The 14,986-nt window shown below is 38.4% G+C and carries 14 protein-coding genes; 7 read left to right on the top strand and 7 right to left on the bottom strand.

Annotated elements, in window-relative coordinates; translation table 11 throughout:
• Positions 1-1,116 (bottom strand): acyltransferase family protein, encoded by a 1,116-nt coding sequence (locus EHQ70_RS17620; RefSeq protein WP_135588638.1) that lies wholly within the window; start codon positions 1,114-1,116, stop codon positions 1-3.
• Positions 1,117-1,165: 49 nt separating this feature from the next.
• Here EHQ70_RS17620 and EHQ70_RS17615 point away from each other — a divergent pair, with 49 nt between their 5' ends.
• Both EHQ70_RS17615 and EHQ70_RS17610 read left to right on the top strand, forming a co-directional pair.
• Positions 1,166-1,459 (top strand): HNH endonuclease, encoded by a 294-nt coding sequence (locus tag EHQ70_RS17615; protein ID WP_135588636.1) that lies wholly within the window; start codon positions 1,166-1,168, stop codon positions 1,457-1,459.
• Positions 1,459-1,824 (top strand): DUF1292 domain-containing protein, encoded by a 366-nt coding sequence (locus EHQ70_RS17610; RefSeq protein WP_135588634.1) that lies wholly within the window; start codon positions 1,459-1,461, stop codon positions 1,822-1,824. Before EHQ70_RS17615 ends, EHQ70_RS17610 begins: the two co-directional genes overlap by 1 nt.
• On the opposite strand, the gene EHQ70_RS17605 is transcribed toward EHQ70_RS17610, so the two are convergent.
• From EHQ70_RS17605 to EHQ70_RS17590, 4 genes are read right to left on the bottom strand one after another with little or no spacing between them, the layout of a single operon-like run.
• Entirely contained in the window at positions 1,808-2,230 is a 423-nt protein-coding gene (locus EHQ70_RS17605; RefSeq protein ID WP_135588632.1) for a MaoC family dehydratase, read from the bottom strand. The genes EHQ70_RS17610 and EHQ70_RS17605 overlap by 17 nt on opposite strands.
• Positions 2,214-3,479, bottom strand: a complete 1,266-nt coding sequence (locus tag EHQ70_RS17600) for a sensor histidine kinase (RefSeq protein ID WP_135588630.1) — start codon at positions 3,477-3,479, stop codon at positions 2,214-2,216. Before EHQ70_RS17600 ends, EHQ70_RS17605 begins: the two co-directional genes overlap by 17 nt.
• A gap of 3 nt (positions 3,480-3,482) precedes the next feature.
• Positions 3,483-5,057, bottom strand: coding sequence for an acyl-CoA dehydrogenase family protein (locus tag EHQ70_RS17595; protein WP_135588628.1), 1,575 nt, complete (start codon positions 5,055-5,057; stop codon positions 3,483-3,485).
• Positions 5,054-6,955, bottom strand: coding sequence for an AMP-dependent synthetase/ligase (locus EHQ70_RS17590; protein WP_135588626.1), 1,902 nt, complete (start codon positions 6,953-6,955; stop codon positions 5,054-5,056). Before EHQ70_RS17590 ends, EHQ70_RS17595 begins: the two co-directional genes overlap by 4 nt.
• A gap of 121 nt (positions 6,956-7,076) precedes the next feature.
• On the opposite strand from EHQ70_RS17590, the gene EHQ70_RS17585 reads away from it, so the two are divergent.
• The 5 genes from EHQ70_RS17585 (at position 7,077) to EHQ70_RS17565 (ending at position 13,201) form a co-directional block, all read left to right on the top strand.
• Entirely contained in the window at positions 7,077-7,676 is a 600-nt protein-coding gene (locus EHQ70_RS17585) for a CBS domain-containing protein (RefSeq protein WP_135588624.1), read from the top strand.
• An 8-nt stretch (positions 7,677-7,684) separates the two neighbouring features.
• Positions 7,685-9,118, top strand: a complete 1,434-nt coding sequence (locus EHQ70_RS17580; protein WP_135588622.1) for a sodium:solute symporter — start codon at positions 7,685-7,687, stop codon at positions 9,116-9,118.
• 193 nt (positions 9,119-9,311) lie between these two features.
• The gene (gene leuA2, locus EHQ70_RS17575; RefSeq protein WP_135588620.1) at positions 9,312-10,496 is read left to right on the top strand and encodes a 2-isopropylmalate synthase LeuA2; all 1,185 of its coding nucleotides are present in this window, start codon (positions 9,312-9,314) and stop codon (positions 10,494-10,496) included.
• A 105-nt stretch (positions 10,497-10,601) separates the two neighbouring features.
• Complete coding sequence (locus EHQ70_RS17570; protein ID WP_135588618.1) at positions 10,602-12,350, top strand: N-acyl-D-amino-acid deacylase family protein; 1,749 nt, start codon at positions 10,602-10,604, stop codon at positions 12,348-12,350.
• Between the two features lie 50 nt (positions 12,351-12,400).
• Positions 12,401-13,201 (top strand): DUF4349 domain-containing protein, encoded by an 801-nt coding sequence (locus tag EHQ70_RS17565; protein ID WP_135588616.1) that lies wholly within the window; start codon positions 12,401-12,403, stop codon positions 13,199-13,201.
• Between the two features lie 77 nt (positions 13,202-13,278).
• Here EHQ70_RS17565 and EHQ70_RS17560 read toward each other — a convergent pair whose 3' ends face one another.
• Together EHQ70_RS17560 and EHQ70_RS17555 are read right to left on the bottom strand one after the other, a co-directional pair.
• Entirely contained in the window at positions 13,279-13,845 is a 567-nt protein-coding gene (locus EHQ70_RS17560) for a TetR/AcrR family transcriptional regulator (RefSeq protein WP_135588614.1), read from the bottom strand.
• A 36-nt stretch (positions 13,846-13,881) separates the two neighbouring features.
• Complete coding sequence (locus EHQ70_RS17555) at positions 13,882-14,940, bottom strand: alkaline phosphatase D family protein (RefSeq protein ID WP_135588612.1); 1,059 nt, start codon at positions 14,938-14,940, stop codon at positions 13,882-13,884.
• Positions 14,941-14,986: the final 46 nt, after the last annotated feature.

The raw sequence follows: 14,986 nt of genomic DNA, 5'->3' as shown, positions 1-14,986 counted from the left end.
TTATGTACTTTTTAATCCGAAGAGAAACCGTAATGGTTTTATCTTTCGGATTAAAAATTCATACAACAAAAAACTACCAACCAACACCACAACGATATGGACTAAAAATTTAATCCATATCCCCCATTCCACATCCCGTATCCAAAATGCATACACTAGAGAAATCGGATGGTGGACCAAATAAATAGGAAGGCTTGCTTCGATCAGATAAGAACCGACTTTCCCCTCTCTGTTTCCAAAAGTTTGAAAAACAGAAACAAGAAAACTAGTCCATAAAAAAGGAGACAATACCCAGAAAAAAATATGTAATCCTCTGATCCAAACATTCGCATACTGAAAGTAGATCCAGAGTGGATCTTCAATTTCCAAATCTTTAAATAATAAATACACAAAAATTGCCCAAACAAAGACAGCCATAGTTTTCACTTTAGAGTTGTTATCTTTTTGAATCAGAACTGTTTTCCATTGAAAACAAAACACTCCCGAAAGAAAAAAGGCAAACTGAAATAGAAACGTAAGTTTGAAGATTCCGTAATAGGATTCCCCTTTTGAAATTTGCGAATGAGAAAAAAATACGAAAAGAAAACAAAAACCAATTAGGAATAAATATCTTACAAGTCCCTTAGGGATTTTATCCCAAAACTTTAGAGTAAAGAAGGACTTAGGAATCAAACTATAAAGAATGCTAAAACAAAATAAATCGACGAGAAACCAAATATGCGAATGTTGGAAGTGATCCTTAGTAAAAAAATAATCCAAAAAAGGAAGAAGTTCTAGCTCTCTTGTTTTTAATCGTTCGGTGAGGTAATACTGGATGGGTGCAAGAAAGATCAGACCAAAAATTGTCGGGACAAGAACTCGTTTGAACCTAGCCTCCAAATAAAACTTGGCACCTTTTTTTTCCCAAACCATAGCAGAGAAAAAACCGGAAATCATATAAAACATTGGCATCCGATAACTATGGATCCAATAACAAAAATAAGAAAGAACATCACTCCTGTTCTCATCTTGGATGGCATATTTGATTTCCGAAGCATACACAATGGCCGCATGAAACACAATTCCGAGTAGGAGAGCAAAGGATCGTAAATTGTCTAGGTAAATCAATCTTCCCATTCCTCCATCTTTTTCTTGACGAAGGGAAAAAAACAGATTTTTTTAAACTATGACGGAAACTCCCTCCGATTCATTTTTTTCCGATGTGAGTGATGAAGAAATCGCTAGGGAAAGAAGGAAAGCGAAAGAACTAAAAAATACTGCTTGGTGGAAAAACAAACGTTCCACTGGAATTTGTCATTACTGCGGAAAAAAGTTTAAAGTGGAAGAAATCACAATGGACCACCTAATTCCCCTTATTCGAGGAGGGAAATCGGTAAAGGCAAATTTGGTTCCAGCTTGTAAGGAATGTAATTTCAAAAAAAAACATAGTCTACCCTTTGAAAAGGAGTTCTTTTCCTAATGGACATTAAGGATTTAGGATTCCAAGGCGACGACTTTCTTCCTTCACGAGTCACTGAAGAAATAGATCTTGTGGATGAAAAAGGAAACAACTACCAATGGGAGGTCTTCTATTCCTTTTCACAAATGGGGAATGATTATCTAGTTTTCCTTCCGGCTACCGAAGCAGAATTTCAATTTGTCAATGTTGAAATGGACGATCCGGATTCCGATGTTCCAGGTTACATTGTTATGCGAATTGGACAAGATGAAGCCGGGGAAGAAATTTTAGAAGAAATTCTAGATGATGATGAATTAGAAGAAATTCGAGAATATGTAGAAGATGAAATTGGACTCGTTGGACAATTTCTCAACCGGGAGGAATGACAAGAGTTTCCCCTTTACTCACCACTTCAGATTTTTGATTGGTCCAAACAATTTTCATTTTTACTGCTTTCAATCGTTCCACCTTTTCGACAACTTCCACCAAACAAGTGATTGTATCTCCAAAATAAACAGGTTTCCTGAATTTGGTTGTGGTTTCTAAGGCAACCGTTCCCAATCCAGGTAGTTTCATCCCAAGAACAGGAGCCAGTAAGGAAGCCGCAAGTCCACCATGGGCAATCCTTGTTCCAAAGTTTGTTGTTTTTGCATATTCTTCATCTACGTGAAGAGGATTAAAATCACCACTGATACCAGCAAACAAATACACATCTGTTTCTGTAATGGTTTTGGTAAAGGATGCGGAATCTCCTATTTGAATTTCTAAAAAACTTTTACCCTTTTGGTACATTAGAATTTTCCTTAAGAATTACTTTTTTTGGTGAAAAGGCAAAATGATAAAACACACCTTCATTGGGTTTGGAAGAACATTCTACTTCTCGACCATTCATTTGACTGCATAATGAAAAAATAACAGATAACCCAATAGACTCTGCTTTTTTATAATTTAGTTCAGGAGGAAATCCTTTTCCATTGTCTCTGTATTTTAATTCATAATTAAATCTATCCGTGACAATAAAATCAATTTTAATTAAAGCATCCGACTTTCCTGCAGTAAAGGCGTGACGAAAACTATTAGTTAACATCTCTGTGATCATGAGTCCCATTGGGATCGCATCCACAATATTAAATTCCAATTTTTGAATATCAAGTTCTATACTGATATCAGTTCGCATGTACATTAGTTTGATATTTTCAACAAGACTTGTGATATAATCTACCGAACTAAGGCCCGATAAATTTTTGCTACTGTATAATTTTTCGTGAACCAACGCAATTGCTTTGATCCGCACGATACTTTGTTCCAAAATGTCTGCCGTTTCTGGCGGAGAGGAATAAACTTGGAGTTGCAAAAAAGATATAACAACTGCTAAATTGTTTTTAACCCGATGATGGACTTCTGTGAGTAAGGTTTCGTTTTCTCGTAATGACCGTTCGAGTTTGGATTGGTTTTCCATATAACTCGTCATATCAGTAATGACGGCAACTGCTTTGTTAGCACTACTTTCATTACTAGGTATAAAAAGTCTATGTTCTAACGCCCAATTAATTTGGCCATCTAACTTTCGAATGCGATACAAAAGCCCTGTATGATTTTCCCTTAGTTTGTTCATCCATATATTGGTCATCCGATCACGATCGGCTTCATGGACTCTGTCAATTAGAAGTTGGGGATGGGTGAGAATCTCTTTTGTAGGAATGTCAAAAAGTCGAGAAACTTGTTCGCTAAGAAAATCAATTTTCCAAGTATCTAAATTAAAAACGATAACAGCGTCTTCAATCCTTTCTAAAATTACCTGGAAAAGTTGGTCGGATTCTATTTTTTCAAACAATACAGTTTTTTGCCGACGTAATTCTCGAACGAGTAGTACAAAAATAATCGCAGCAGAAACAGTAACAAAACCCCAACCTTTCAAACTTTGAAATTCACGAATTTCTTCGGGAGAATCAAATATTAGAGAAATAGTATGATCAGAAAAGTAAATCCAGACATAGCCGAATAACAAATAGAAAAATGCTATTCGGCCAGCTGCTTTCATTGATTACAAAAGATCCTGGAGAGTTTGGAATCGTGTATGTACAGACTCTTCGATTGTTTTGCCCAATTGAGAATAAAGGCTCCACAACTGTTCGAGTTCAGAAGGAACATAACTTGACAATCTACTGAAGGACATAAGATACTTCCCCACAAGATAATACAAAAGTAACTTTCGATCCATCAATTTTTCATCAGAAGAATAGTATTCTGAGGATTTATGGGTGTCAATTTCTGACAGAAATAGAATCACAAAAACGGACAAAACGTCTGCAAAAGCAAATTCGACCGATTGGTATTTTTTACGGCTAGGTTCAGCATCCATAGAAAGAATGATAGCAAACAGTACGTTTTGAATTTTGTCTGGTAATCCAGATTCGTTCTCGATTTTATAAAATTCTTTCTGAAACTTTTCTTTTCCTGGATACAAAGAAGAAATAATGGACCTTTGGATTTCACTAGTTCCACCACCAATGGTTCCTAACTTTACATCTCTGTAAAATCGTTCCACAGAGTATTCTTTCATATACCCATACCCGCCAAACAACTGAACAGAATCCTTTGCCACATCTTCTGCAATTTCAGAAGAAATCAGTTTTCCTAAACTACTTTCTAATGGAGATGGAACTCCTCGATCCTTCCTTTCGGCTACCCAATAAATCAGCCTTCTTGCGGCTTGGATGTACACCCAGTTACGAACGAGGATGTCACGCATCCCATAAAAACTTGAAATTGGTTTTCCAAATTGGACTCTTTCATTTGCATATCGAAGTCCTTTACGAAAACAAAACTCCATAGCACCTGCAAGACCCGCAACGAATACAGTCCGCTCCCATTCCAAGGTTTCCTTACCGATTCGCATAAAACCTGTGTTGATTGGGCCAAGTAAGTTTTCTTTGGGAATCAGCATGTCTTCAAACACAAGTTCGGCGGTCATGGAAGTATGATGACCCAATTTTTTTAAAATTTTGCTCACCTTAAATCCAGGTGTATCACTTTCTACAATGAAAGCGGAGATACCCATAGGCCCTCTTCCTTTTTCAGAAGTCCTTGCCATTACGATAAATACTTGTCCAACGGGGCCGTTCGTGATGTACATTTTTGTCCCGTTTAATTTCCAACCACCCTCAACCTCTTCAGCCTTTGTCAAAAGCGAAGCCGCATCCGATCCAGAAGCAGGTTCTGTGAGTGCAAACCCTGCCATCCATTCACCTGTAGATAGTTTAGGAAGGTATTTTGATTTTTGTTCATTGGTACCTTGGAAAATAATTGGCATGGTACCAATCACCAAATGGGCAACCCAAGAAAGCCCCATTCCGCCATCTAACGATCCTGATGCGAAGGCATCTGTAGCAATGGAACATTGTAAACAACTTGCGCCTTCTCCACCATATTCCGATGGAATGGTTAGTCCAGTAAGGCCAGCCTTACTAAACTCTTTCCATAGTTCATCTGACCAAATTTCTTTTTCGTCTCGTTCTTCTGCAGAGGGAAATACTTTGTCTTCAGAAAATTGAAATACTGTATTGTAAAAACTTCTTTCCTCCTCATTCAAATAGGGATTCAGTTTCGGGTGTATCATTGGTAAATTCCTTCAATTTGTTTTAAAAATACATCCGAAATGACATTTCGCTTCATTTTCAAAGTTCGTGTCATTTCGACATCGGGATCAAAGGGACGAGGAACCACATAAAAATTGTTAGCTGGCACCATTTCGAATCCTTTGAATCCGTTTTCTCTAGATATAATGCGTGAAATCTCAGCTCGGTATAATTCCCGAACTTTTGGATTTGAATTCCATTCTCCAGCTTTTTCTTTGGAAATTCCTGGAACTTTAGATTCTACTGCTTCGAAGTTAGGAACAATCAATGCTCCCAGAGTTTTTTTATCATGACCCACAACCATCACTTGATCGATGAAAGGAGAGGTAAGAAGTTTGTCTTCGATTGGGATGGGTTCTACGTTTTCCCCACCGATGAGAGCAATGGTATCTTTGGAACGACCAGCAAAAACAAGTTCGTTTCGATGAGAGATAACCATTAGATCTCCCGTATCAAAAAAACCATCTGTATCAAATACAACTTGGTTGAGTTCAGGTCGTTTGTAATAACCTTTTAAAATTTGTTTGGACTTGATCCAAAGAGTTCCCTTTGCACCGATTTCCGTAACAATCTTACCTGTATCATCCTTCAAACGAATTTGATAACCAGCGATTGGAATTCCTACAGTTCCTTTGGTTGGTTTGGTGTTGGATCGAATGGACACAACAGCAGAAGTTTCTGTCATTCCATAACCTTCTAGGACTTTGAGCCCAATGGCAGATAAAAATCCATCCACAACACTAGGAAGGGCGGAACCTGCAGAAATACAAATACGGATTCTACCACCTAACGCCTTATGAATTGCTGAAAAGATTTTGATACTAAGAAGTTTTAATGGAGAAAGCAAAACTAAAATGAAAAAAGCATAAGTTCTTTTTACAATGGAAACCAAAATACTTGGTTTGTGAATTTCAAATTCAAACCCAAAACATTTTGCATAATATCGAGCCCAAGTGGATCCTACTTTCAAAAAGAAATGAAATAATTTTTCTTTGAACCCACCTTCTTTTGCTACTTTCGCAATGATTCCATTATAGACAGATTCCCAAATGCGAGGAACCGATGGAAATATGGTTGGTCGAAAATCTCTTAAGTCATCTTTGAGTGATGACATATTCGAAATTAAAAAATCCAATCCAAGAAAAATTCCAGCATATTCAATTGCCCTTTCAAATGCATGCCAAGGAGGAAGTAAACTCACAGCGTTATCGCTGGAATTCATATCCAATCGAGAGATGGTATTTTGAATCGCAGTGATCCAACCTTTTTGAGACAACATCACACCTTTAGGATTTCCAGTGGTTCCTGAAGTATAAATCAAAGTGGCAAGAGAATCTGGATCCGTTTGTTCGATTCGTGTTTTTAATATTTGTTTGCCGTCACGATTCCATCGTTCTTTTCCCTTACCTACAATGGATAGAATAGAATTGTCACCATCATACAATTCCCCTTGGTCTGTTTCCAAAATAAAAATTTGTTTTAAGTGAGGGAGTTCGCCTAACAAATCATCGATACGTTTTTTATCCTTTGGTTTTTGTACCACCAGATATTTGGCTTCAGAATGATTTAAAATATATAAAATCTCTTCTCGAACAATGTCTGTCCCTCGTGGAACCACCACGGCCCCAGAGGTCAAAATGGCGATATCCGTTCGAAGCCAATTGACAGTGGCATCGCAGAAAAACCCAATCCGGTCTCCTACCTCCACACCAAGATCGATAAATCCCAAAGTCAATTGGTCGACAAACTGCTTCAAATCCCCGAAGCTGATCCCAGGAAATTCGGTGGCTGATTTTCGTTTGCGAAAGGAAACTTTGTTTGGCAGAGTTTCTGCGACATGGGCGAGGGCTTGGTAGAGGTTTTCGTAGTTTTGGGTCATGGGTTTTTGCCTTTTCGTCTGGAACTTTTACGGAAATGTAGGGTGTATAAAAAACCACTGTTCGTTTTTTGCAAGTTTTTTCTTATTTTTGACAAACTTTTCAGAAAGGTAGGGCATAATTATGTTCTTTTGGATTCATGATGGGCGAATTTCACAGACAACCCCGCCGAGTCATTCGGATCGGGTTCACAAAATCCATCCCGGTGGTCAAAGTTTTCCGGTTTCCGGTGAGGGAAGTGAATCCCCAAATTCACCTTCCTCCTCTTTTTTACACCGTTCCGCCAGGGATGTTTACAAGGAATCGGCGGCCCAAACAGAAAAACCGGTTTATTTCCTCCACGAAATCATGTCCACGCCAACCTATACCCTTCCCTCCACAGAAACAATCACCCGTTGTTTGGACTTTATGTTGGAAAAACGAATCCGTCATCTCCCCATCACAAACGAATCAGGAACTCTCGTTGGTTTTGTTTCAGACAGAGACATTTTGGAAAAAAGTAAATCCTACGAAAGAGACTGGCCGGTTTCTGATATAATGACCAAACGAGTATTAGTTGGATCACCTGGATCGGAAATTCGAGGAGTTACGAAAGTTCTTTTAGAAGAAAGAATTGGATGTATTCCTGTGGTAGATGACGATAATCATCCTATTGGTATGATCACCAGATCGGATTTACTTCGTCTGTTACTCAAGTATCCAAATTTGAATATTATCGCGTAAGGAAATTTATGATCTGGGATATATTAGTTCTTATTTTTTATTTTATCATCGTTTTTTATTTTGGATTCCATTTTGCAAAGAACAACCAAAAAGAAGAAGACTTCTACTTAGCCAAAAAAGAAATCCATTGGATTTTTCTTTTGTTGTCTCTCGTAGCAACAGAAACTTCGAGTTTAACTTTTTTAAGTATTCCTTCTTTATCTTTCAAAGGTGATTACCGGTTCCTTGAAATTGCTTTCGGGTATTTGATTGGAAGGACAGTTGTTGCTTTGTATTTGTTACCATCTTATTTTTCGGGAAACACAATTTCTGTTTATGAGTATATAGGAAACCGATTAGGCAAATCTCCCCAAAAAACTATGTCATTTGTTTTTACCATTTCTCGTTTGCTTGGTGATGGGATCAGATTGTACATTAGTTCCTTACCTATCGCTTTTCTTTTGGAAAAGATGGGACTAGGATTTTCGCCAGAAGTTTTAGGAATGATCGCACTCACAACTCTCAGCATTGTCACTATCATCTATTCGGTGGTTGGGGGATTTCGTGCGATTGTATTTACAGACGTACTCCAATGGTTTATTTATATCTTAGGCGGTATATTTGCACTCGGACTTTTAATTTATAAATTAGAAATTCCTTTGGGCGAAGGAATCACAAATCTCCAAACTTTAGGAAAATGGAATCTATTTGTATTGGATTACCTAGCTGAAGGTGATAACAGTTATTTTGTCGTATTTGCTTTGATAGGTGGAGCCTTTATCTCTATTGGATCCCATGGAACCGATTTAATGTTAGTGCAAAGAGTCATTGCCACAAAAAATTTAATTTCTGGCCAAAAGATTTTGATTGGAAGTGGGATTCTTGTGATCTTTCAATTCGTACTCTTTCTTCTGATCGGATCTCTTCTTTATCTATTTTACCAAGGCCAAACCATGGCTCCAGACAAAGTGTTTAGCCAGTTCATTGTGAATGAAGTCCCCTCTCCCATTTTAGGAATCCTTGTGGCAGCAATCCTAGCCAGTGCCATGTCCACACTTAGCTCCACCATCAACTCCCTTTCCCTTACCTGGGCACGGGATTGGGGAATGGACAAATGGTTTTCTCCCAAAAGCCTATCTCTCTTCTTCGGAATCACTTTATTTGTCTCCAGCCTCATTCCTTATTTTCTCATCCAAACTTGGGAAAAGGGGCTATTGGAAATGGGACTCACTATTTTTTCCTATACACTCGGACCATCCATTGCCGTTTTCTTTTTGGCAAAAGCAAACAAGGACTTACCCGTTTCCGGCAGCGTTTTTTCGGTATTTTTTCTCACGAGTATCCTTAGCACCGTAGCCATTGGAGTCGGATTCAAAATTTCCTTTACCCTTCTCATCCCTATCGGATTTGGAACCCTTGTATGCCTTGTTCAAATTTCTCGATTCTTCTATAAAAAAAATTGACAGGAACTCGCAGATCAGTTCGTCTAAAAGTTAACAATGAAATTATCTGCTAACATTCAGTTGCTCCTCCTCCTCGAACTAGTATAGATCGAGGGAGACAGCGCTGTGTGACAAAGCCCACTCCCAACCGGGAAGTGGGCTTTTTTTATTTTGGTCCCCACCGGTCGAGAGTTTGAGCGGATACGGAGGAACCATGAAACCAAAACAAATCAAAATCCAAGACGTTACCTTAAGGGACGGAAACCAAGCTTTACGCAAACCATGGACATTAGAGGAAAAAATCGAAGTCTTCGATTTGCTTGTCGCATTGCGTGTCGATGGGATCGAAGTGGGATTCCCTTCTTCCAACGAAACAGAGTTTGTCGCAAGTAAAACCTTAGCAAAACGAGCACCAGTGGGAATGCCCATTGCGGGACTTTCTCGGGCCAACGAAACGGAAATTAGAAAAACCTGGGAAGCCATCCGGTTTGCAAACAAACCTAGAATGCATATTGTCTATCCTGTAAGTGATTTTTCGATTCGCCATGTTTTGAAAATTTCAGAACAAGAAGTCATCCAAAAAATTCATAACTCCGTTTCCTTTGCCAGATCCATTGTAGGTCCAGATGTTGAGATCCAATTTTCAGGTGAACATTTTGGTGATGCAATTGAAAACTTTGCGTTCACAAAAGAAGCGTTTTTAGCGGCGATAGAAGCAGGTGCCAATATCATCAACTTACCCAACACAGTGGAAAGATACCGTCCGATGGTATTTGTCAATATGGTGAAAGAGATGAAGGATTTTATTGGGGAACGAGCCAAAGTATCGGTTCATACTCATAATGATTTAGGAATGGCTACGGCAACTTCCGTAGAATGTATGTATGTTGGTGCCGAACAAATCGAAGTGGCTCTTAATGGTTTAGGGGAAAGGGCGGGAAATACAAATTTGTATGAAACTGTCATCGCATTACATCAAAATGGTGAAAACTTAGGAATCAACTTTGAAAGAATTTATCCAACAGCCAAACGAATTGCAGAGATGACAGGGATTCCGATTGGAGAAAAAACTCCTATCATTGGGGAAGATATATTCTCTCATAGATCAGGGATCCACCAAGATGGAGTTGCCAAGACCATAAAACAATCCAAAGGTGCTTACCGAACATTTTCACCCGAATTTGTGGGAAGAAAAGATTCTGAAACCATTTCTTTTACCAACCAATCAGGACATAGAGCCATCCAGTTTTTATTAGAAAAACGAGGGATAATCATTCCAACAGAAGAAATCCATCGTTTGTTTGAAATAGCAAAAACGGTCTCTTCCAACGAAAACAACAGAGAAATCACCGAAGCGGAGTTAGTGGATTTAGCGAGCAATTTGACAGCGTCCCTCTGAACAAGAGGGGGTTTCGTCCAGAGAATCTTTTTCGTTATTTATAACGAATCATTGACAAATTATTGTCAATCTGCCATAATTTTGTTTGGTTTTTCCGGAGGTATTATGGCAGACACTCTCATCAAACAAGCGAGAATTTTTGATGGAAGCACTGATACATCTTTTATAGGTGATGTGCGAATCAAAGACGGAGTTGTACAAAAAATTTCAAAAACAGAATTGAGTCCAAATTCTGGAGAAACTGTTGTCGATGCAAAAGGACTTTGGCTCACACCTGGATTTATAGATTTTCATACTCATTATGATGCAGAGATTGAAATGGCACCGGATCTTTCTGAGTCGGTTCGTCATGGAGTTACAACCATTTCCCTTGGAAGTTGTTCCTTGAGTTTGGCAGTGGGAGATCCGACAGATCTTGCTGATATGTTTAGCAGAGTGGAAGCCATTCCCAGAAAGAATGTATTATCCATTTTAGAGAGTAAAAAAAATTGGAACTCCGCCTCCGAATATAAAAACCATCTAAATTCTATGCCACTCGGTCCCAATGTCACATCCTTTGCGGGTCACTCTGCCATTCGCGCGCATGTGATGGGACTCGAACGTTCTCTCACAAAAGGCGAAAATCCCACAAAACAAGAGTTAGAGAAAATGAACCAACATCTAGAGGAAGCTCTTGATGCCGGTTTTATGGGTTTATCCATTAATACTTTAGTATGGGACAAAATGGATGGATCTAGATTTAGATCAAGACCACTCCCTTCCACTTATGCAAATTGGAGTGAGTACGAATACCTAAACAAAACCTTACGAAAAAGAGGGAAAATCTTTCAAGGTGTTCCCAATGTTTCTACAAAAATCAATGTGTTAATGTTTTTAAAAGAAGCATTTGGTATTTTTCGAAAACCTCTCAAAACGACTGTTATCTCACTTATGGATGTGAAGTTTGATCCAGGTTTGTATAAACTCCTCAATGTGATTGGTAGAATCACAAATACAATTTTTCGATCTGATTTTAAATTCCAAGCTCTCCCTGAACCATTTGATTTGTATGCTGATGGAATGGATGTGGTTGTGTTTGAAGAATTTGCAGCCGGTGCCAAAGCCAATCATATCGAAGACGAGTTGGAGAGAAAACAACTCATGAAAGACCCAACTTACCGATCTTGGTTCAAACGCCAATGGACAAATTGGTTTTTGCCCCGTGTTTTCCATAGAAACTTCAAAGAAACAAAAATTGTGGATGCACCTGACAAATCATTGATTGGAAAATCAATTGATGAAGTGGCCAAAGAAAAAGGTGTCCATTCCGTAACCGCTTTTCTTGATCTTGTCGCCGAACATGGAAACAAAGTTCGTTGGTATACGGTGATGGCCAATCATAGAAAAGAACCGTTACAAAAGATTGTATCCTATCCAGACATTCTGATCGGTTTTTCTGATGCCGGTGCTCACTTACGTGGGATGGCACATTATAACTTTCCACTTCGTATGTTAAAACTTGTTCAGGATGCAGAACTTGAGAAAAAACCTTTTATGACGATGGAAAAAGCAGTTCACCGTCTAACAGGAGAAATTGGAGACTGGTTTGGCATTGATGCCGGTTATATCAAAGAAGGAAAAAGAGCAGACCTTGTCCTTATTGATCCTACAAAATTAGACGACTCTCTTGCAAAGGATGTGGAAGCTCCTATGCCTTTTATGGAAGACTTCAAACGTTGGGTTCGCCGTAACGATGAAACTATAAAAAAAGTATATATCAACGGAAAACTAGCAATTGACCAAGGAAAACCAGTTCCAGCACTTGGAAAAGAAAAAGGATACGGAAGTTTCTTGGCCTCAACCATCGGCAGATAATCAATATTTCTATGTCGGATGCGAGTGCGAAATTCGTCTAAGTATCCGACATGGAAATTTCTAAAAAATTAATCACATCCGTAATTTTCCTCGGACTAACCTTTAGTTTTACCCAGTGTTCCTCCACCGAAGGAATGGAAAGACAGAGAAACTTATCTTATGATGAAGCAGAACGGATTGCCCCATCAATGGCTGCAAGCCCCAAGGCGGCCCCATCAGGAGAAATCTCACAAAATACAACAAAACCATTAAAACGAATGATGGTGTATTCGGTGAATGTCAATTTGCAATCCAAAGAAATTGAATCCAAAGTCACTGAAGTGATCAAACTTGCTGAGTCATTCGGAGGTTTTGCACTCCAATACAGTTCGAATGGAAGAGTTAACTTAAAAATTCCTGCAGAAAAACTAAAACAGTTTTTATTTACCTTACGAAACCAATCTCAAAATTATTCAGAAGAAGTTTCTGCACAAGATGTAACAGAAGATTTTACTGATACAGAAATCCGAATGGAGAATTCACTCAAAATGAGAATTCGACTTTTAGAAATTTTAAAAACGGCAAAAACATTAGAAGAAACTTTGAAGGTAGAAGCCGAACTAAGTAAGGTCTCTGAATCCATTGAAAGGTTTGAAGGAAGATTAAAATACCTTTCCAGCGCAGTTCAACTATCTTCTGTCCATGTACAAGTTCGTCAGAAATGGGAACCTGTTGTGCAAAAAGAATACAAACCAGGTCCTCTAGGGTTACCTTTTTACTATCTCTATTTAGGACTTGGGAAAGTAAAAGATGGAGTTCTTTGGCTTTTTGTCCAAGAGATTCCCAAGGAAACAACAGAAATCCCTGACTAAGGAATTCAGTTTAACTAACCTAGTTTTAATTAAACTGGGCTTGGTAACTGAAACCACGAACAGAATGTATCATAAATTTAATTTTTAATGATACGTTCTGCGGAAACGATCATCTGTGACTTCATTCTTTCGATGACCTTACGATCTTTGGTTAAGGCATACAAACGAAGTCCACCCAGATAACTCATATACAATTCATAACTGAGAGCCTTTACAAGATCAGAACGTAAAGTGGGTGCGAAGTTTAGAATACAAGTTTCTACTGTTTCCAAAACATGGTGGACTGCCTTATTTCTGTAGGTATCAAATTGGCTCAAATGAGAAATTTCACCGGAAAAAAGGGCAATGGGACAATCCTTTCTGGAAGTATTTCTTTGGTTTCTGACAATAAAATTAACCCATTTTTCAATGAAGTCAGACATATCACTTGATTTGGCTAATACCTTTAACATCACAACTCTTTGTTGTTCAGAAAGATAATTTAAATATTCGAATCCAATATCATCCTTGGATGGGAAATGATCATATAGAGTTTTTTTATAAGCGCCGGCCTTTTCTAAAATCTCCGCAATTCCCGTAGCTTGGAATCCTTTTTCGCGAAACAAGGCAAAGGAACTTTCTAAGATTTTTTGTTTTGGTTTCAAAATAGACACACTCCCGAAGTTTCCTTTTATATAATTTTAATTAGAATCATTTTTAGGATAAGAAAGGACAACATTTCCATTTTTGTCCTTCACCAGAGAACGCCAAACCAATTTTCCTGATTGTACTTGGATCTCAAGCGTTCCATAGTTCTCTTCTCGGAATGCAGAACCAAGTTTGTATTCGGAATCGTATTCCAATTGCAAAAACGGCAGCGGTAAATTCAAAGAACTCGAAGTCATTTCGATTAACTTACGTGTGTTCGATAACGGATATTCGTATATTTCCGCGATGTGGCGATCCCCAGATAGAATCACCAAATCCGAAGTTTTGGCTGAATCTAAAAGTTGAAAAAGCCTTTCCCTTTCTTTTGGAAAATTTCCCCATTTCTCAAACGGTTGTTCGGTGGGAATCACTTGAACACTGGAGACAAATACAAGTAAGTCTGAAGGTTTATTCAATTCCGTAGCTAACCAACTCCATTGTTCTTCGCCGAGCATTGTGGCATCATCGGCATCCGTTGGACCATATTGTTTTTTTCCTGTGAAATAAGACAAAAACCTTCGTTTCAGTGGAGAACGAAAAAACCTTGTATCGGGAATGACAATATGGATTTTTTTATTTTGGAACTCAAGAAAGTACGAATGAAAAATCCCCTTTCCATCTTTGGTTCCGAAACTCCTACCCTTTGGCATAAGAGAACCCATTTGGGAGATAAAAACTTCACGGCTCTTTTCCTTATCTTCAAATTCACCACCACTATCATTGATTCCATAGTCATGGTCATCCCAAGTGGCCAAAATTTTTGACTTAGAGCGAATGGTCTTCCATTCTGGTCTCGACAATTGTTTTTTGTAAGCTGGGATTTTTTCGGAAGCAACCAAACTATCTGCATAGATATTATCACCTAACAAAAGAAGGAGATCGAAGGATTCTTTGGTCCACTGATGCAAAACTGGGCTTTCTTTATCCTGATGCAAACAAGATCCAAATCCAATGTGTAAACGATTTGAGTCTTTTGCCTCAAGCGAAAACGGAAATTGGACAAAAGAAACCATTAGTGAAAAAAACAAAACGAAGGCGAAAGGCTGTTTCATACAAATTCCAAAAATTGAAAAGAAAAAGATTCTTAAAATTTTTAGG

It is taken from the genome of Leptospira congkakensis (assembly GCF_004770265.1).
GTDB lineage: Bacteria > Spirochaetota > Leptospiria > Leptospirales > Leptospiraceae > Leptospira_A > Leptospira_A congkakensis.
This window is presented reverse-complemented; position numbering and strand designations above follow the sequence as displayed.

Excerpts from the sequence above, each read along its gene's own strand:
- EHQ70_RS17620 (WP_135588638.1), bottom strand. The coding sequence starts at position 1,116 with ATGGGAAGATTGATTTACCTAGACAATTTACGATCCTTTGCTCTCCTA.
- EHQ70_RS17615 (WP_135588636.1), top strand. The coding sequence starts at position 1,166 with ATGACGGAAACTCCCTCCGATTCATTTTTTTCCGATGTGAGTGATGAA.
- EHQ70_RS17610 (WP_135588634.1), top strand. The coding sequence starts at position 1,459 with ATGGACATTAAGGATTTAGGATTCCAAGGCGACGACTTTCTTCCTTCA.
- EHQ70_RS17605 (WP_135588632.1), bottom strand. The coding sequence starts at position 2,230 with ATGTACCAAAAGGGTAAAAGTTTTTTAGAAATTCAAATAGGAGATTCC.
- EHQ70_RS17600 (WP_135588630.1), bottom strand. The coding sequence starts at position 3,479 with ATGAAAGCAGCTGGCCGAATAGCATTTTTCTATTTGTTATTCGGCTAT.
- EHQ70_RS17595 (WP_135588628.1), bottom strand. The coding sequence starts at position 5,057 with ATGATACACCCGAAACTGAATCCCTATTTGAATGAGGAGGAAAGAAGT.
- EHQ70_RS17590 (WP_135588626.1), bottom strand. The coding sequence starts at position 6,955 with ATGACCCAAAACTACGAAAACCTCTACCAAGCCCTCGCCCATGTCGCA.
- EHQ70_RS17585 (WP_135588624.1), top strand. The coding sequence starts at position 7,077 with ATGTTCTTTTGGATTCATGATGGGCGAATTTCACAGACAACCCCGCCG.
- EHQ70_RS17580 (WP_135588622.1), top strand. The coding sequence starts at position 7,685 with ATGATCTGGGATATATTAGTTCTTATTTTTTATTTTATCATCGTTTTT.
- leuA2 (WP_135588620.1), top strand. The coding sequence starts at position 9,312 with ATGAAACCAAAACAAATCAAAATCCAAGACGTTACCTTAAGGGACGGA.
- EHQ70_RS17570 (WP_135588618.1), top strand. The coding sequence starts at position 10,602 with ATGGCAGACACTCTCATCAAACAAGCGAGAATTTTTGATGGAAGCACT.
- EHQ70_RS17565 (WP_135588616.1), top strand. The coding sequence starts at position 12,401 with ATGGAAATTTCTAAAAAATTAATCACATCCGTAATTTTCCTCGGACTA.
- EHQ70_RS17555 (WP_135588612.1), bottom strand. The coding sequence starts at position 14,940 with ATGAAACAGCCTTTCGCCTTCGTTTTGTTTTTTTCACTAATGGTTTCT.